The organism is Kribbella sp. NPDC058245 (assembly GCF_042882005.1).
Classification (GTDB): Bacteria; Actinomycetota; Actinomycetes; order Propionibacteriales; family Kribbellaceae; genus Kribbella.
On record NZ_JBHVWY010000014.1, the window covers coordinates 203,972 to 221,169 of the forward strand.

The 17,198-nt window shown below is 67.5% G+C and carries 18 protein-coding genes; 10 read left to right on the forward strand and 8 right to left on the reverse strand.

The features are described 5' to 3' along the window. The first annotated feature begins 87 nt into the window (after positions 1-87). On the forward strand, positions 88-825 hold the full coding sequence (locus tag ACFVWG_RS29975) for a hypothetical protein (protein WP_391546782.1): 738 nt from the start codon (positions 88-90) through the stop codon (positions 823-825). A 14-nt stretch (positions 826-839) separates the two neighbouring features. On the opposite strand, the gene ACFVWG_RS29980 is transcribed toward ACFVWG_RS29975, so the two are convergent. The 4 genes from ACFVWG_RS29980 to ACFVWG_RS29995 form a co-directional block, all read right to left on the reverse strand. Further along, the gene (locus tag ACFVWG_RS29980) at positions 840-1,418 is read right to left on the reverse strand and encodes a Uma2 family endonuclease (protein WP_391546783.1); all 579 of its coding nucleotides are present in this window, start codon (positions 1,416-1,418) and stop codon (positions 840-842) included. Positions 1,419-1,522: 104 nt separating this feature from the next. Continuing rightward, positions 1,523-2,716, reverse strand: a complete 1,194-nt coding sequence (locus ACFVWG_RS29985; RefSeq protein WP_391546784.1) for an epoxide hydrolase family protein — start codon at positions 2,714-2,716, stop codon at positions 1,523-1,525. Between the two features lie 7 nt (positions 2,717-2,723). Continuing rightward, positions 2,724-3,155 (reverse strand): MarR family winged helix-turn-helix transcriptional regulator, encoded by a 432-nt coding sequence (locus ACFVWG_RS29990; RefSeq protein ID WP_391546785.1) that lies wholly within the window; start codon positions 3,153-3,155, stop codon positions 2,724-2,726. Positions 3,156-3,209: 54 nt separating this feature from the next. Beyond that, complete coding sequence (locus ACFVWG_RS29995; RefSeq protein WP_391546786.1) at positions 3,210-4,028, reverse strand: MBL fold metallo-hydrolase; 819 nt, start codon at positions 4,026-4,028, stop codon at positions 3,210-3,212. A gap of 82 nt (positions 4,029-4,110) precedes the next feature. Between ACFVWG_RS29995 and ACFVWG_RS30000 the strand changes: the two genes are divergently transcribed. Then, positions 4,111-4,518 carry a MarR family winged helix-turn-helix transcriptional regulator gene (locus ACFVWG_RS30000; protein ID WP_391546787.1) on the forward strand — a complete coding sequence of 136 codons (408 nt, stop codon included), beginning with the start codon at positions 4,111-4,113 and terminating at the stop codon, positions 4,516-4,518. On the opposite strand, the gene ACFVWG_RS30005 is transcribed toward ACFVWG_RS30000, so the two are convergent. The 4 genes from ACFVWG_RS30005 to ACFVWG_RS30020 all read right to left on the reverse strand — a co-directional run bounded on the left by ACFVWG_RS30005 (position 4,515) and on the right by ACFVWG_RS30020 (position 9,131). Then, positions 4,515-6,392 (reverse strand): FHA domain-containing protein, encoded by a 1,878-nt coding sequence (locus ACFVWG_RS30005; protein WP_391546788.1) that lies wholly within the window; start codon positions 6,390-6,392, stop codon positions 4,515-4,517. The two genes, ACFVWG_RS30000 and ACFVWG_RS30005, sit on opposite strands and share 4 nt — an antisense overlap. A gap of 142 nt (positions 6,393-6,534) precedes the next feature. Next, positions 6,535-7,737: a hypothetical protein gene (locus ACFVWG_RS30010; protein ID WP_391546789.1), complete on the reverse strand. Its 1,203-nt coding sequence runs from the start codon at positions 7,735-7,737 to the stop codon at positions 6,535-6,537. Between the two features lie 100 nt (positions 7,738-7,837). Further along, complete coding sequence (locus tag ACFVWG_RS30015) at positions 7,838-8,521, reverse strand: hypothetical protein (protein ID WP_391546790.1); 684 nt, start codon at positions 8,519-8,521, stop codon at positions 7,838-7,840. 55 nt (positions 8,522-8,576) lie between these two features. After that, the gene (locus ACFVWG_RS30020; RefSeq protein ID WP_391546791.1) at positions 8,577-9,131 is read right to left on the reverse strand and encodes an ArsR/SmtB family transcription factor; all 555 of its coding nucleotides are present in this window, start codon (positions 9,129-9,131) and stop codon (positions 8,577-8,579) included. Positions 9,132-9,310: 179 nt separating this feature from the next. Here ACFVWG_RS30020 and ACFVWG_RS30025 point away from each other — a divergent pair, with 179 nt between their 5' ends. The 8 genes from ACFVWG_RS30025 to ACFVWG_RS30060 all read left to right on the forward strand — a co-directional run bounded on the left by ACFVWG_RS30025 (position 9,311) and on the right by ACFVWG_RS30060 (position 17,165). Beyond that, positions 9,311-10,228 carry a DNA polymerase beta superfamily protein gene (locus ACFVWG_RS30025; protein ID WP_391546792.1) on the forward strand — a complete coding sequence of 306 codons (918 nt, stop codon included), beginning with the start codon at positions 9,311-9,313 and terminating at the stop codon, positions 10,226-10,228. Between the two features lie 35 nt (positions 10,229-10,263). Further along, the gene (locus tag ACFVWG_RS30030; RefSeq protein ID WP_391546793.1) at positions 10,264-10,521 is read left to right on the forward strand and encodes a hypothetical protein; all 258 of its coding nucleotides are present in this window, start codon (positions 10,264-10,266) and stop codon (positions 10,519-10,521) included. Between the two features lie 127 nt (positions 10,522-10,648). Further along, a complete protein-coding gene (locus ACFVWG_RS30035; protein WP_391546794.1) occupies positions 10,649-12,766 on the forward strand; it encodes an alpha-galactosidase in 2,118 nt (705 codons plus the stop codon). Between the two features lie 33 nt (positions 12,767-12,799). Then, positions 12,800-13,741: a carbohydrate ABC transporter permease gene (locus tag ACFVWG_RS30040; RefSeq protein ID WP_391546795.1), complete on the forward strand. Its 942-nt coding sequence runs from the start codon at positions 12,800-12,802 to the stop codon at positions 13,739-13,741. Continuing rightward, the gene (locus ACFVWG_RS30045; protein ID WP_391546796.1) at positions 13,738-14,637 is read left to right on the forward strand and encodes a carbohydrate ABC transporter permease; all 900 of its coding nucleotides are present in this window, start codon (positions 13,738-13,740) and stop codon (positions 14,635-14,637) included. The genes ACFVWG_RS30040 and ACFVWG_RS30045 overlap by 4 nt, the downstream gene beginning before the upstream one ends. Beyond that, on the forward strand, positions 14,637-15,992 hold the full coding sequence (locus tag ACFVWG_RS30050; RefSeq protein WP_391546797.1) for an ABC transporter substrate-binding protein: 1,356 nt from the start codon (positions 14,637-14,639) through the stop codon (positions 15,990-15,992). Before ACFVWG_RS30045 ends, ACFVWG_RS30050 begins: the two co-directional genes overlap by 1 nt. Before the next feature lie 352 nt (positions 15,993-16,344). Next, a complete protein-coding gene (locus ACFVWG_RS30055; protein ID WP_391546798.1) occupies positions 16,345-16,755 on the forward strand; it encodes a DUF1707 domain-containing protein in 411 nt (136 codons plus the stop codon). Next, complete coding sequence (locus ACFVWG_RS30060; RefSeq protein ID WP_391546799.1) at positions 16,752-17,165, forward strand: DUF6220 domain-containing protein; 414 nt, start codon at positions 16,752-16,754, stop codon at positions 17,163-17,165. The genes ACFVWG_RS30055 and ACFVWG_RS30060 overlap by 4 nt, the downstream gene beginning before the upstream one ends. The last annotated feature ends 33 nt before the right edge of the window (positions 17,166-17,198 follow it).

Here is a 17,198-nt window from a genome sequence, read left to right on the forward strand (position 1 = left end):
GCCGACCGTACTGTGACCGACACACTCGAAGTGCCGATGATCCCCGCGTGCTGTTAGCTGGGAGTACCGAAGAAGTGAGGTCAGCAGATGCAGACGATCATCAGATATCGAGGGGTGCGCCTCAATCAGCGCACCATCAACATGATCGAGGCCGCCGAGTTCGTCAGCGGCCTGACGTTCGTGCTGACCCAGGGTTCCTACAACCCGGGCGGCGTCGGGGCGTCAGGAGGAACCCACGACGGCGGCGGTGCCGTCGACATCTCGCTGAAGGACGCCAAGTCGGGAGAGCTGTTCCCGAAGGTCCGGCGGGAACGCATCCGCAACGCGGCCCGGCAGGTCGGATTCGCGGCGTGGATCCGCGATCCGTCCCAGGCGGACTGGCCGTGGCACACCCACGCGATCGCGGTCGGCGATCCGGACCTGTCGCCCGCTGCCCGCGACCAGGTCACCGACTACCGCAACGGCCTCAACGGCCTCGCCTCGAACGGCAGGGACGACGGACCGCGCACCTGGGTCGGCGTGACCTTCGAGCAGTGGGAGAAGGCCCACCCGCTCTGGAGAGAACCCTTCACAGCGGCCCAGTACGACGCGCTGATGAAGGAGATCAAGACCCAAGGCGCCGTGACCCGTCAGGAGGTACGCGGGCAGTCGTTCTGGATGCTGCGCTACGCCACCCAGACCGTCGACGAACGCGCCGCCGCCCACAAAGCCTTCGACGACGCCATCGCCGCCGGCCAGACCCTCGAACAAGCCACGGCCGCCCTCACCGCCGTACTCGCTCCCCTCAACGCCTTCCTCGCCGAAGCCGCCAAGAAAAACGGCTGAATCAGCCGCCGCACCTAGCGAAGGTCAGTCAGATCGAGCGTCACGGTCATCGGGCTGCTGCTGGCGAAGGTGCCGCCGACGACCTGGTCGTCGAGATAGCCGAACTTGTCGGTCAGATGGCAGGCCAGCAGGGACACGGGGTCCTGGATGTCGACGATCCAGTAGTGCGGAATCCCGGCGTCGGCGTATTCGGCCCGCTTGACGACATTGTCGGTACGGCGTGATCCGGGCGAGACGATCTCGACCACGATAAGCACCTCGGACGCCCGGATCAGACCGCCCTCGGACCGGACTCGCGGGCGGGCGGAGCGTCGTACGACGATGACGTCGGGCCTGCGGGAGAAGCCCGGCTGGTCGGCCGGGGCGAGCCCGAGATCGATGTCGACATCGGTGATGACCTCGAGATCCGGCGACAGTTGCGGCATCAGCTGCAGGGCGATCCGGAGCGCGGCCATGTTGTGATCCGGGCTTGGGCTCGGCGACCTCACGAGATTGCCTTCCATCAGCTCGGACCTGCCCGAGTCGTCCTCGCCGAGGTCGGCGTACTCACCGACGGTGAGTAGATGGGCAGGCGGCAGCGGGACTGCTGTCATCATCTCCTCCTCATCTCCGGGCGTCCATTCTTCCATGGACCTGTGGCTCGAGCGCCGATCCGGGGTGACACGCCTGATCTGGAGTGTGCCGCAGCCACTGGAGATCACCTGAGGGGGCGGAAGGTTGTTCGGAGGTCGGTGGTCCATTCGGTGGGGAGTTCCCAGGGGATGAAGTGGCCGCCGGTGGGGTGGGCGGTGAGGTTGGTGTGGTTGTACCAGGGGGCTCGGTCGCTGGTGAGGAAGTGGTTGATGCGGGCGTCCGGGGTCGTGATGCCGGGTGGGTTCTCGTAGCCGACGAAGGTGAATCCGGTGGGGGCTTCGACGGCGGGGTGGCGGTCGTGGGACGGGGTCCAGGGGTAGCGGTTGTTGTTGGCGTAGGTGCGGATCGAGGTGTCGATGGCGTTGCCGGCCCAGTAGATGGTGGCGTGGGTGAGGATGTCGTCGGGGGTGAAGGGGTTGCCGTCGGACCAGCTCTGCCAGCGTTCGAGGATCCAGGCGAGCAGGCCGGCGGGCGAGTCGGCGAGGCCGAAGCCGAGGGTGCTCGGGTGCAGAACGTGGGCGGCGAGGTGGCCGGCGAACCGTCGTTCGAACGCGATGATGCCGTCGTAGATGTCGGGCGGGAGGTTGTCCGGCAGGGGATTCCCGCCGGTGAGGTCCCAGGCGCGGTCGCCGGTGAAGAACGACAACTTCAGACCGGAACCGATGTGGATCCCGTACAGCTCGTCGGCGTACTTGTGTCCGAGTTGGCCGGTCACCAGCGCGCCGACGTCGCACCCGCCAGCGGCGTACTTCTGGTGGCCGAGGACGTCGGTCATGAGCTCGTGCCAGACGTCGGCGATCTTCCAGAAGTTCATGTCCGGGTTCGTCGGCGTGGAGAATCCGAAGCCCGGCAGGGACGGCACGATCACGTCGAAGGCGTCGGCCGGATCGCCGCCGTACGCGGCCGGGTCGGCCAGTTGGTCGATCACCTTCGACCAGTGCCAGAACGTCCACGGCCAGCCGTGGCTCAGGATCAGCGGGATCGGCGCGGGTCCGACGCCGGGCTTGTGCAGGAAATGCACCGGTACGCCGCTGACGTCGACGCGGTAGTTGTCATAGGCATTCATCGCGCGCTCGGCGGCACGCCAGTCGTAGCCGTCGGCCCAGTACTCGACGAGAGCTTGCAGGTCGGTACGACGTACGCCGTAGAAGCCGTCGTCGTTCCCCGCATCGCGTGGCCACTTGGTCGCGCGGAGACGGCGGCGCAGGTCGTCGAGCACCTCGTCGGGGACATGGATCGGAGTCGGTTCCAGGTTCATAGTTGCCTCAGGCCTCTTCTGCGGCGATGTCGGTCAGACGGGACAGAACGTCAACGGATTCAGCCAGTACGGTGCGTTCCGCGTCGGTGAGTTGGTCGACCAGCTCGGTCAGTTTGGTGACGCGGTTGGTGTGCCGGGACCGGACCACCCGGCGACCGGCCGGGGTCAGCGAGAGGAGCATCGCGCGACCGTCGGTCGGGTCCGGGCGGCGTCGTACCAGGCCGTCTTCTTCGAGCTTCGCGACCAGGCTCGTCAGGGCGGGTTGTTTGAGCTGCTCGGTGGCGAGGAGGTCGGTGAGCCGCAGCGGGCCGCTGCGGGACAGTGTGTGCAGCACCGACAGGGTGGAGAAGTTGAACCGCCGGACGGACGGCAGCCGGATGAAGATCGTGTTGAAGTCGACGATCACCCGGGTCAAGCGTTCGACATCGACCTCGGTCATGGATCGAACATATCAAGGATCGATCTAGTTCAACCAGATCGATCCTCGATGTTTCTAGAGGGCTTCCCAGGTTGACTCCGCGGCGACGCGGCCGAACTGGACGTCGGCGAAGTGGATACCGAAGCCGATGGTGCCGGGCTGGCGGAGCTCGTCGATCAGGCGCCGACGTTGGGTCATTGCCTGCTCGCGATCGTGATCGGGTGCAGCCCACCACTCCGGGTGCGTGACTTGGAGCGACGAGTGCATCGCGTCGCCGAACGCGATCAATCGCTGGGAGCCCGACTGTACGACGTACGCGGCGTGGCCGGCGGTGTGACCGGGGAAGAGGCTGACGGTGACGCCGGGAAAGATCTCGTTGCCGTCGGCGACAGTTTTGGTGCGGTCCTGGAGCGTGTCCAAGGTCTGCTGGTCGATGCCGTTGGCAACGGCGTGGTGGCGTTCGGCCCATTCTGGTTCGGCGATGAGGTAGGTCGCTGCAGGGAAGGCTGAGGCCCAGCCGACGTGGTCGACATGCAAATGGGTGAAGGCAACCGCCTCGATGTCGCGCGGGTCGCGGCCCAGATTGTCGAGGAGCGTGCCGCCTTGAACCACGCCGATCGGGGCGTCAGGGGCGGCCGGCCAGGTCTGCGGGCCGAATCCGGCGTCGATCAGGAGCGCGCGATCGCCGGACTCGATGAGGAGGCCGCCGATGCTCGCGACCAGGTGGCCCGAGGCATCGACGTACTGGCTGTGTTCGCTCCAGGTGGCGGCCGTCGTGGTCGGGAACCAGCGGTCTGGGACCAGCTGAACGGCACCGTCGGGGATGTAGGTGACGCGGAGGTCGCCGAGGTCGAGGGAGCGGCGGGTGGCCGGGCGGCGGAGGGCTGCGGTCATGTGGGGGACGATAGCTGTTTCAGCTTGAAAGGTTCAAGCTCTAAATATTCTGGCTTGATGTAAGTGCGCTAGGCTCCGGGGTATGACGTCGTCGGAGCGCGAGCTGTGCGGGCTGATCAACGGGCTGGCCGGTCAGATCGGCGAGCACGTCCGGCGGCGTGCGCTGAAGCTCGGCCTGACCGCCCCGCAGGCGACCGCGCTGCGGGAGCTGACCGGACCGATGACGATGGGCGAGCTCGCGGAGCGGATGAGCTGCGAGCCGTCCAACGCGACGTACGTGGCGGACAAGCTGGAGAACCAGGGGCTGATTGAGCGGCGGCCGCATCCGACCGATCGGCGCGCTCGTCACCTCGTGCTGACGCCCCGGGGCACCGCGTTGCGCGCGGAGTTGCTGGAGCTCTTGGCCGAGGAATCGCCGCTGGGCGCTTTGTCCGGCGATGAGCAGGCTCAGTTGCAGAAGCTGCTGGATCGAGCCGTCCGCAAGAGCTAGCTGCTCAGGGGTATGCCGCCGAGGATGATCGGGGTGTCGCCGCCGCGGAGCATGAGGGTCGCGGTCTTCTGGCCCTGGGGCAGGTGGCCCTTGAAGATGATCGTGCCCTTCTCGACCTGGCCGGCCGGGAACTGCTTGGGCCAGTCGCTGCGGGAGTCGTCGGCGCGGATCGAGTTGCCTTCGGCGCTGGTGAAGATCGCGTTGTCGTCGAGCGGGAGGCTGACCGAGTCCGTGCCTTTGTTGGTGATGGTGATCCGGATCCGGGTGAAGTGGCTGGTATTCGTGACGTTGTCGACCGTGATCGTGAGGCCGTCGGCGGTTTTGCCGACCGGTTTGATCAGCCGGTCCTCGCCGTTCTCGTTACCGCTGAGGTAGCCGGCGGTGTACTCGGCGCCGGCCGTGATCGCGAAGCCGCCGACACCGACGCCGACGAGGACCGCGCCGATGGCGACGATCACGGAGACGTCCAGGCGGCTGGGCGCGCGTTCGGTGGGGCTGACGGCGTCCAGGATGGCGAACGTCATCGCGCCGAGGAGCGCGAGCGTGGGTGCGATCAGCCAGCGGAGCATTCCGCCGGGGCCGGCCGCGAGGAACGTGGCGATCATGTTGATGACGAGACCGACCGCCAGCATCGCGCCCGCGATCGCGAGCACCCGGGCGAGGCGGACCTGGCCGACCTCGGCGATGGATGGCGATTCGCTGGTACGGCGTTCTGGGCGTTTCGCCGGCCTGGAGGCGGGGCGGGTGGGACGGGTGGGGGTCGGGTCGTCGGGCTCGGGATAGTCCGCGCGGTCGGGCCACGCAGGGTGTGGGGGTGTATCGGGCTGGACGATCTGGGCGCGCTCACCGTTCGACCAGGGCGAGCGGGCCGACTCGAGATAGTCCGCCGAGGGGTAGCCGGGCCAGGATGCACTGTTGCTCGCGTCGGCCGGATTGGGCTGGCTGACGCTCGCGCGGTCGGCCGGGTACGGCTCATTGCGCCGCGTGCCCTCAGTTGGCGCGAACGGGGAGTCGGTCGGCGCATCGGCTGGGGCCGGGCCGGCGGTGGATGGGCCGGATGGGGGCGGGCCGGACGGGCCCGCAGCGGATGGCGCTGCGCCGTAGGGAGCGCGGCCGGGTGCGGGTGAGTTGGGAGGCTGGTGGTTCGTGGGGGCCGGGCGCGGAGTGAGCGTTCTGGGTGGCGCTGGGGGCGGTGGCGTGGTGGATGCAGGAGTTAGCAGGCCCGAATCCTCAGGTGAGTCCGCACTGCCCCTCCATTCGCCCTCGCGAGCGCCCTCGGTGCTGGCCCCGTCCTCCTGGCCGGGCGCGGCCAGAGCAGCGGCAGGCGGTGTCGCGGAAGGGGCCGCCGGTGGCGTCGCGGAAGGCGCCGGGTCCGCCGGCGCGGGTGGTGTCGTGCCGGGCGGCGTCGAAGCGGGCGCGCTGGGCGTGGGCGGAAGGCCTGCGCCCGGCGCAGGTGCCGCGGCGGGAGGAGGAGCGGCAGGAGTGGACGGGACCGGCGCCGTGGGCGGTGGAGCGGCCGGCGCGGAGGGCGTCGTACCGACAGAGCTGGGCGGCGCGGCTGCAGTGGGTCCGGCGGGCGCGGCTGGGGTCGCGTGGAACGTCAGGACCGAGCGGCCGATGTGGACCTGGTCGCCGTCGGTGAGGGGAGTGGGCGCGGTGAGGCGGCGACCGTTGAGGCCGGTGCCGTTGCGGGACGCGTCGTGCAGGGTCCAGGAGGCGCCGGTGCGGGTGAGGCGCGCGTGGATGCGGGAGATCTGATCCTCGGCGGGGAGACGGACGTCGGCGTTCGCGGCGCGCCCGATGGTGATCTCCTCGGCGCCGGCGGGCAGGGGCCAGCGCTGCGTGCCGATCGACAGCGCGAATTCCGTTTCCACCAACACCCCACCCGGCAGCCGACCCCGTCGGCGCGATTCTGCCTGTCCCACCGGTATCCGGTCCAGGGCCCCCACCCTGATGAGACTCCAAACACTAGTGCACCAGGGCGAGGCCGCCGTACCGAGACTGTGCAGTCTGAAATTAACCGAGTGTCATGCGGGGTTCGCCGTTCGCGAGGCCGGTGCCCGCGATCGTGCAGGTGCCGCCGCGGTCGGCGGTGTAGGTCTGGCGCAGGCAGGAGCGGAGAGCGAGCTGGGCCCAGTAGTTGGGGTGCAGGGATTCCTGGATGAAGTAATTCGAGCCGACCGTGGTGACCGTGCGGATCTGGTTGACCCACTCGGTTTTGTCGACGGCCGTGGCTTGTGTCCAGGAGGAGAGGCCGACTTCTTCGTACAGGCCGACCGTCTTCTCGCAGAGGCGCCGGCCGTTGAACGCGGACTGGAGTTCCAGCAGGCGCGTGTTCGCGATGCCGGACTGGGTGATGGCGGCGCGGACGGTGTTGTTGATGGTGACCAGCGCGGTGCTGTTGGCCCAGTCGGCGTCGGCGTTCCAGAAGCCGCAGCCGCCGACGCTCTGTCGCGTGAAGCCGGTTTGGCCGTAGCGGAAGCCGCTCGCGTTCGGGATCGGTGAGGGATAGGTCTGTACGACGAGCGTCCACGCGGTATCGCCGTACCCGGCATTGCGCATCGCGGTCCGGACGTTCTGCAGCGCGGTCGCGATCTTGCCGCGGACGGCGGTCACGTTCGCGGCGGTGAAGTTCGCGACGACCGACGAGTCGTCCCGGCAGTAGTCCGGGTTCCATGACGGCGACAGCAGGAAGTCCTGCACGCACTGCGTGACGATCCCGGCGAAGTTGAAGTCGTTGCCGCCGATGGAGACGGCGACCTGCCGAACGTTGTGGCTGGCGGCGAACTGCTGCAGCGCCTTCGCCTGGCCGAGCTTGCCGGCGCCGTCGTCGTAGAAGTCGATACCTGGCTTGAAGTCGTCGCCGGTACCGGTCGTGGTGCGCGCGCCGGAACACGAGAGGTTGAGGCCGCCGACGCCGCCACCGATGAACGCCTCGGCCGAGCGGCTGCGGTGACACTTCGGGATCGCTTCCGCGGTACCGCTCGCGTTGTCGTGGTAGGCATGCGCGCCGAGTGCGTCGGCCGGTGTCTCGGAGTCGTTCGAGCTGCCGGCCCAGCGGCCGGCCTCGCCCGAGATGTAGGAGTCGCCGAGGGTGACGACGTACGGGGTGCCGGTGCCGGGGCCGTCGGCTTGAGCGGGGGCGGCGACCAGGCAGAGCCCGGTCATGGAGAGCGCAAGGATCAGGGCGAGCCGGAGTGAACGGGGCGGAGTCTTCACCGGGGGACCTCTCTTGCTGGAGGGACCCCTATGTACTCACAGGTAACCGGTGAAGAACAGACCCAGAGTGCTGACATCTTTGCAAACTGTCAGCATCGTGTCAGGCGAAGAGATCGAGCTCCTGCGGGTAGCGCTCCGACCACCACGTGCGCCAGTGCGCATCGACCTCGTCGCGGTCGGTGTCGCCGTACAGGGAAAGGACGGCCATCGTCGCGCCCTCGGGCTTCCGGTCGCCGGGCGGGAGGTGGCTGAGCACCAGGAGACCGTTGCCCCAGGCATCTACTACGACGCCGACCTGGTGTTCGGAGGTGTAGAGCACGGAAGCCTTGACGTGCCCGTCCGGGAGGTCGAGTTCGTCGGCCGGGATGCCGAGCTCGGTGATCGGGTTCGTGGTGCCGGTACCCGAGTAGAACAAGGTACGGCGCGGTTCGCCCGGGTGGTGTTCGATCGCGAACTGCAGTTGGTGCAGGAAGGTGATCCACCCGTCGGTGACGTCGTCGTAGTACGCGTCCCACTCGGGGTTCGTGCCGAACGGCGCCCGGGTCAACGTGATCCGGCTGCCGCCCTCGACCGGCTCGACGACGAACTCGTCACCGTTCCCCAGCGTCAGCGTCGTCCCGTCCTCGGCGACCTCGGTGAAGTAGATCTGGTCGATCTCCTCCTCGAGACCGCCCTGCGGCCCGGCGTACTCCCAGCCGTGCCAGTGCCGGATCTTCTCCTTGTCCCGCAGCGCGTTCCACACGGCTTCCACCGGTGCCGCCACGGTCACCACGATCCTGGTCACGAGGCCCCCTTTCTGGACTGAGGAACGGAGGGAGCGCCCGTGGCAATGTGCACAGTCATGACTCTCCTTCGGTACGACGGGGTGCCGGGTGGCCGCCGGCGACCAGGCGATAGGGCCGTCCGCCCTCGGCATCGAACTGCTCGACCACCTGGCGAACGGCCTCGGTCAGTGCATCGGTGAAGCGGTGCACATCGCCCGGCTCAGCGAACCGCACCTCAGCCTCGAGCGTGAACGTGAGCAGTCGCTTGCCGTCGGCCGCACTCTGCATCCGCGCCACATCCCGAACAGTGCCGGCGGCGACCTCGATCAGATGCTCGGCGGCGTACTGGTCCTGGATCCCGGTGAACGCCTGACCCATCACGGCGGGGTCGATCACCAGGGTCGCGGCGCGGAAGATCCGCTCGGTGAACCCGCGTCGCTGCCGCTCCTCGACCAGCTCCACCAGCCCGGCCTTCTCCAGTTCACGCAAGTGGTAGCCCACCCGCTGGCGCGGCAACTCGAGCGCCGCGGCCAACTGAGTCGCCGACGAGGGCTCGCGCAGCAGTTCCAGCAACTGCCGGCGGATCGGCGACAACGCCACCCGCGCCTTCTCCGGCTCCTCGACCAGCATGAGCCCAAATCTGTCACTTGACAGGAAAATCTGTCAATAGGCCGTGGTGTACCGACGAACTGGTAGAGGGAGTGGTGCGCCGTCGTTGGGAGCGGATTGTTGAGCCTGGCGGTGGTTGGTGGGGGTGACGTACTCACAGTCCTTCTGTACGGCGCCCTGCGGTGGGGGAGGATGGCGGCATGTCAGTTGAGGGGCCGCAGTTGCCGGTGGGGACTCAGGTGGTGCTGCGAGTTGCCGGGCCGGATGACCAGGGCGGTACGGCGCAGCGTGGGGCGACCGGGCGGGTTGCCGGGATCACCGGGGACGGGCGGTATGCGGTCCGGTTGGTGGATGGCCGGGAGACGGTCGCTCGGCGGGACCAGTTGAGCCTGCGGACGGCGTACCAGGATGAGGCGCTTGAGCTGACTCAGCCGGATGGCGATCTGTTGGTGCGGGAACACACGATCTATGCGGTCGTGGTGGGGTCGCGGGCGTTCGGGCTCGACACGGATGCGTCGGATACCGACACTCGCGGGGTTTACGTCGCGCCGACGGAGTCGTTCTGGTCGCTGGCGAAGCCGCCGGCGCATGTGGACGGGCCGGAGCCGGAGTGGTTCTCGTGGGAGGTCGAGCGGTTCTGTGAGCTCGCGCTGAAGGCGAACCCGAACCTGCTCGAGGTCCTGCACTCACCGCTGGTCGTCCAGCAGACTGCACTCGGCCAAGAGCTCGTCGACCTCCGAGAGGCGTTCCTGTCGCAGCTCGCCTATCAGACGTACTCCGGTTATGTGCTGAGCCAGTTCAAGAAGCTGGAGGCGGACTTCCGGCGTGATGGTGCGCCGAAGTGGAAGCACGTCATGCATCTGATCCGCTTGTTGCTGTCGGCCCGCTCTCTGTTGCTCGAGGCCCGGTTGATCGTTGACGTCGGCCCCTACCGGGAGCGCCTGCTTGCGGTGAAGCGTGGGGAGCTGCCCTGGGATGAGGTGGAGAAGTGGCGCCTCAGCCTGCATGCCGAGCTGGACGACGCACTCGGTCGGACGGTATTGCCGGCGACACCGGACGTCGCCCGGGTGGACGATTGGCTGCGGTCCGTCCGGAGGAGGAGCATCAATGACGCGTGACATGCGGGAGCTCGACTTTGCCGAGCTGCGCGATCATGCGCACCGGCGTCGTACAGGCGGATCTTCGGGAGTTGCTCGACGAGGCGCCGTCGTACCTGCCGGAGTTGATGGCGGCGAAGGCGGAGGCTGAGCACGGCGCCTTGGAGGGTCCGTCGGTCGAGATATTGACCGCTGATGTCGAGCGTCTTCAGGCGGCGCTGGACGCGGCCGAGGCGGCGAGCCGGTTGCCCGAGAGCGCTGCTGCGGAGCCGGAGCTGAACGATCTGTTGATCCGGGTCCGGCTTTCCCGGTGATTGCAGCGTTGTAGGGACCCGAGCGGAGCCGTAGGGTACTTACTTAACTTCGTGAAGCATTGACAACAGAGCTGGCGAGGTAAATAGTTCCGTCCTGAAATCAATCAGAAAGCTGAGTGAATCAACAGTGTCGAACATCGAGGTGCTGCAGCTGCGGGCTGCTGGGGTCAGTTTGGTGCTGGACTGCTCGGGACCGGCGTTGCCTTCCGTGCTGCATTGGGGTGCGGATCTCGGCGAGCTGGGTGAGCGCGCTCTGCTGGAGCTGCGGCGTGGGGCGGGGGCGGTCCAGGACGGAAACGGCCTGGACGAGAACCAGCCGGTGGCGATCGTGCCGGAGTACTCGGCCGGCTGGTTCGGGCTGCCGGGGCTCAATGGGCACCGTGACGGACAGGACTTCTCGGCGAACTTCCGGATCGTCGACGTCGCGCAGGCCGACAACTCGGTGGTTGTCGATGCAGCTGATACTGAAGCCGGGCTGACGATTCGCCTGACCATCGAGCTGACCGACTCCGGGCTGGTGCGCGCGAAGGCGGATCTGACCAACACCGGTGCGACGACGTACACGGTCGACGGCTTGACCCTGGCGCTGCCGGTGCCGACCGAGGCGACCGAGCTGCTCGACCTGACCGGTCGGCACATCGGTGAGCGGCACCCGCAGCGGCACGCGTTCACGCAGGGCGCGCACATCCGCGACAACCGCCGTGGGCGCACTGGTGCCGACGCGACCCTGCTGCTCCTCGCGGGTACGCCGGGCTTCAACTTCCAAGACGGCGAGATCTGGGGCGTGCACACCGCCTGGAGCGGCAACCACCGCTCGTACGCCGAGCGCGGCATGAGCGGGTACGCCGTCATCGGCGGCGGCGAGCTCCTCCTCCCGGGCGAAGGTCGGGTGGCCCCGCAGGGCACCTACAGCACCCCCTGGCTCTACGGCACGTACGGCGTCGGTCTCGACCAGACCTCGACTCGCTTCCACGAGTACCTGCGGTCCCGCGAGCACCACCCGCAGACCGACCGGCCGGTCGTGATGAACACCTGGGAGGCCGTCTACTTCGACCTCGACCTGGACAAGCTGAAGAGCCTCGCGAACGCGGCCGCCGAGGTCGGTGCCGAGCGGTTCGTGCTGGATGACGGCTGGTTCCGCGGCCGCCGCGACGACCACGCCGGCCTTGGTGACTGGTACGTCGACGAAGGCATCTGGCCGAAGGGTCTGCACCCGCTGGTCGACCACGTCCGCGGTCTCGGTCTGCAGTTCGGTCTGTGGGTCGAGCCGGAGATGGTCAACCCCGACTCGGATCTGGCCCGCGAGCACCCGGACTGGATCCTTGCCACCGGCCACCGTTTCCCGCCGACCGCTCGTCACCAGCAGGGCCTGAACCTCGGCGTACCGGCTGCTTACGAGTACATCCTCGAGCGGCTCGACAGCATCCTGACCGAGTACGACATCGCGTACCTGAAGTGGGACCACAACCGCGACTTCGTTGACGGCGGCAACCAACTGACCGGTACGGCGGGCATTCACGAGCAGACGCTGGCCGTCTACCGGCTGATCGACGAACTGAAGCGCCGCCACCCCGGCCTGGAGATCGAGTCGTGCTCGTCCGGTGGCGCCCGCGTCGACCTCGGCATCCTGGAGCGCACCGACCGGGTCTGGGGCAGCGACAGCAACGACGCGCTCGAGCGCCAGACCATCCAGCGGTACACGCAACTGCTGCTGCCGCCGGAGCTGATCGGATCCCACGTCGGCCCGCCGAAGGCACACACCACCGGCCGCACCCAGGCGCTCTCGTTCCGCGCGATCACCGCGCTGTTCGGTCACTTCGGCATCGAGTGGGACATCACGCTCGCCTCCGAGGAGGAGCGCACCGAACTCGCCGGATGGGTGGCGCTGCACAAGGAACTGCGGCCGCTGCTGCACACTGGCCGGGTGGTTCGCGCCGACCGTGGTCCGGACGACTTCCTGCTGCACGGGGTGGTTGCCCAGGACAGCTCCCGTGCCGTGTACGCCGCTGTCCAGTTGACGCAATCCGTCACCTCGGCCGTCGGCCGGGTCCGGCTGCCGGGCCTCGACCCGCAGCGCACCTACCGCGTCAGCCGGATCGCGACGCCCGGCCCCGCATCGCGCTGGCAGCTCACGTGGACCGAGCCCGTCGAGCTGAACGGTGCCGCGCTCGCCGCGGCCGGCGTCCTGCTCCCGGCGCAGTGGCCCGAGAACGCCCTCTTGCTGGACGTGACCGCGATCGACTGACCCCGCAGTCGATCTATCAAAGGAGATCCCCCTGTGACTGCCGTAACGAACGCACCACCGGATCAGCGAAGTCACGGGGAGCAGCCGCCGGCGCAGAGGAAGCGCCGACGGCTGGGAGACCTCAAGGTCGCGATGATCTTCCTCCTCCCGGCGACGCTCGGGTTCGTGGTCTTCTACATCTGGCCCACCCTGCGCGGCGCCTACCTGAGCTTCACCGAATACAGCTTGCTCGAGGCACCGAAGTTCAACGGCCTCGACAACTACGACCGGATGATCCACGACAGCTTCTTCTGGAACGCGCTCGGCGTCACTGTCGAGTACGTCGTGATCAACATCGGGGTCCAGACGGTCCTTGCCATCGGTATCGCGATGGTGATGTACCGGCTGACCAAGTCGATCACCGTCCGGGCCGCGATCCTGCTGCCCTACCTGGTCGCGAACGTCGTGGTCGCCCTGGTCTGGTACTGGATGCTCGACTTCCAGGTCGGCATCGTGAACCAGGGCCTGACCTGGATCGGCGTCGATCCGGTCGCCTTCTTCGGCGACTCCAACTGGGCGATCCCGACGGTGGCCGGGATCAACGTCTGGCGGCACATGGGCTACACCGCGCTCCTGGTGTTCGCGGGCCTGCAGACGATCCCGTCGTACGTCTATGAGGCGGCGGAGGTAGACGGCGCCGGCGAGATGAAGACGTTCTGGCGGATCACACTGCCGCTGCTGCGTCCCGTTCTGGTGATGGTCCTGGTGGTCACCATGATCGGCTCGTTCCAGATCTTCGACACTGTGGCGGTCACGACTCAGGGTGGCCCGATCAACTCCACGCGGGTCATCTACTACTACATCTTCGAGCGGGCCTTTACCCGGTTCGACTTCGGCTACGCGTCCGCGATGGCGATGGTGCTGTTCGCGATCCTGGCGGTCGTCTCGCTGCTGCAGTTGCGGCTGCTCCGCGCCAAGGAGAGTGATCTCGCATGAGCCTGGTGTCGAATTCGAGACGCCCTCTGAACCTCGGCCGGATCCTTGCTTGGGCGTTCCTGATCATCCTGCTGATCCTGACGTTGTTCCCCTTCTACTGGATGCTCCGTACGGCGCTCTCCAACAACACGCAGTTGGCCGCGCACCCGAATTCGCTGCTGCCGGTGGAGACCACGCTCGGTGCCTTCAAGCGCGTGCTCGGGTTGTCGACGATCGAGGAGGCCCAGGCCCAGGGCGGTTCCGGCGCCTCGGTCAACTTCTGGCTGTACCTGCGCAACTCGTTGGTGGTGGCAACGATCACCACGGTCTGCCAGGTCTTCTTCAGCGCGATGGCGGCGTACGCGTTCGCCCGGCTGCGCTGGCCCGGCCGGGACAAGGTGTTCGCGGTCTTCCTGGCCGCGCTGATGGTGCCGCCGATCTTCACCACGCTGCCGAACTTCGTGCTGATCAAGAACCTCGGCCTGCTGAACAGCTTCGCCGGCATCATCCTGCCGGGGGCGTTCATGACGCCGTTCGCGATCTTCTTCCTGCGCCAGTTCTTCCTCGGCATCAGCCGCGAACTGGAGGAGGCGGCGATGATCGACGGTGCCGGGCACCGGCGGATCTTCTTCGGAATGATCATCCCGATGAGCGCCGCGCCGATCACCACCCTGGCGATCCTGACCTACATCAACTCCTGGAACGACTACTTCTGGCCGCTGCTCGTCGGTCAGCAGGAGAACGTCCGCGTGCTCACCGTCGCCCTCGGCGTCTTCCGCTCGCAGACCCCCCAAGGCGGACCCGACTGGGCCGGTCTGATGGCAGCCACGCTGATCGCGGCGCTGCCGATGATCATCCTGTTCCTGGCCTTCGCCAAGCGGATCACCAACTCCATCGGCTTCTCGGGGATCAAATGATGAACGTATCCCGCAGGACCTTGCTCAAGGCCGGGCTCGCGGCGCTCGCCGTACCGTCGCTTGCCGCCTGCAACAACGGCGCGGCGGCCCGCGGACCGGGCGAGGTCATCTACTGGCTCTGGGACTCCGCCCAGTTGCCGATGTACACCGAGGCCGCGAAGGTCTTCCACGAACAGAACCCGCAGTACACGGTCACGATCGAGCAGTACGGCTGGAACGACTACTGGTCCAAACTCGTGACCGGCTTCATCTCCGAGACCGCACCGGACGTGTTCACCTCGCACTCCGCGAAGTACCCGCTGTTCGCGGACAAGGGGCAGGTGCTCGCGATCGACGAGTTCGTCACCAAGGACGCCGTTGATCTGAGCATCTATCAGAAGGGTCTGGCGGATCGCTGGATCGGTGCCGACGGCAAGCGTTACGGACTGCCGAAGGACTTCGACTCCGAGGTCTACTTCTACAACAGCGCGTTCACCGAGGCGGCCGGGATCACCCCCGAGCAGCTCAACTCGATGACGTGGAACCCGCAGGACGGCGGCACCTTCGAGCAGATCGTCCGGCGGCTCACCGTCGACTCCAAGGGCCGCCGCGGTGACCAGCCCGGCTTCGACAAGAACAACATCAAGGTCTTCGGACTCGGGTACGGCGATGCCGGCGGGTCCGACGGTCAGACGAGTTGGAGCTGGTACGCCGCCTCGAACGGGTGGAAGTACTCCGAGGGTGAACCGTGGGGAACCAAGTTCTTCTACGGCGACCCGAAGTTCACCGACACGATCGGGTGGTGGCGCGGCCTCATCACCAAGGGGTACATGCCGACGTACGCGCAGGCGAAGTCCGGCGTCGACGTGACGACCTCGTTCGGTGCGGGGAAGTACGGGATGACCCCGAACGGGTCGTGGATGCTCGGTACCTATCAGACGCTGAAGGGCGTGAAGACCAAGCTGGCCCGGCTTCCGATCGGCCCGATCGGCAAGCGGATGTCGATGATGAACGGGCTCGCGGACACCATCTGGGCCGGGACCACCCGGCGCGAGGCGTCCTGGGCCTGGGTGAAGTTCCTGGGGTCGCAGACCGCGCAGGACATCGTCGCCAAGGCCGGCGTGGTGTTCCCGGCGGTGTCGGCGAGCCTGCCGGCGGCCAAGGAGAAGTTCGCGGCCAACGGGTGGGACGTCACGCCGTTCCTCGAGACCGTCGAGGCAGGTGACGTCTTCCCGTACCCGGCCAACCCGAACGCGGCCGACGTCAGCGCCATCATGACCCCGGCGATGGACTCCGTGCTGTCCTTCGACTCCCCACCGTCGTCACTCGCCAAGGCGAACGACGACGTCAACAAAATCCTCGCCGCCAGCGCCTAACCCTCTCTCGCTAACGTCCGAACGTCCGGAGACGGGCCCTCCGGTCCTTCGGACGTTAGTGCAGGGGTCGTCGTAACGTCCGAAGATCCGGAGACGGGCCCTCCGGTCCTTCGGACGTTAGTGCAGGGGTCGTCGTAACGTCCGAAGATCCGGAGACGGGCCCTCCGATCCTTCGGACGTTGGGGGTTCACCCAGGGGCGCCGTACTCCACGGGGAGTACGGCGCCCTGCGTCGTACGGGGTGGGGTGCGCCTGCGGGGGTAGGTGAGGTGCCGCCGCCTGGGCGACGCGGTGCAGGGGGTGGTCGCGACACGATCGGTGCAGTCGAAGAACTGCGAGCACCGAGGAGTGTCATGGACGACATGCGGATTGGGGACGCCGAGCGCGAGGAGGCGGTCCGGCGGCTGGGTGAGCACTACGAGTCCGGCCGGCTGACGGCAGACGAGCACTCGGAGCGAGTCGAGGCGGCGCTGCGGGCCAAGACGAAGAGTGAGTTGGGTGCGGTCTTCACCGACCTGCCGTTCGAGGAGCAGGCCGAGGCGCCACGCAAGGCCCGGCCGGTAGGTTCGCCGTTCGGGAAGCTTCCGCGGCCGCTGCTGGTGGCGCTGGGGATTGTCGCGGTGCTGGCGTCGGTTGCGTGTGCCGTGGATGGTGGACATTCGCATCCGCACGCGTGGGGTGGCGGGCACCCGCATCCGCCGGTGTTGCTGATCGCGGCGATCATGGCCGGGGTAGTCATCTACCGCAAGCGGCGGACGGCATGAGGAACGTCTATCGGGTGACCGCGATCCTGATGTCGATCGCGGTCGGGCTGCAGGTGGCGTCGATCGCGCTGTCCGGGTTCACCGTGGCCAAGGATGCGAACGACGGCGCGGCGATCGGCGCCGACTACACCAACTTCGGGCAGAGCTTCCACAGCGTGGAGGGGATGGTGATCGGCCTGCTGGCCCTGATTCTGCTGGTGGTCTCGTTCCTGACCGATGTGCCGCGTGGTCGAGTGCTGGCTGGAGTCATCGTCGGTTTGGTGGCGCTGCAGTTCGTGCTGGCGACGGTGTCGTTCGGGTTGCCGGCGTTGGGTGTGCTGCACGGTCTGAACGGGCTGGCGATCGGTGCGCTGGGCGGCACTGCTGCTGGACGGGCCGCTGCGCCGCGCCAGTTCGCGACCAGTGCGTAAGAGACGCGGGCGGTTGGTCGCCCTGGGGATCCT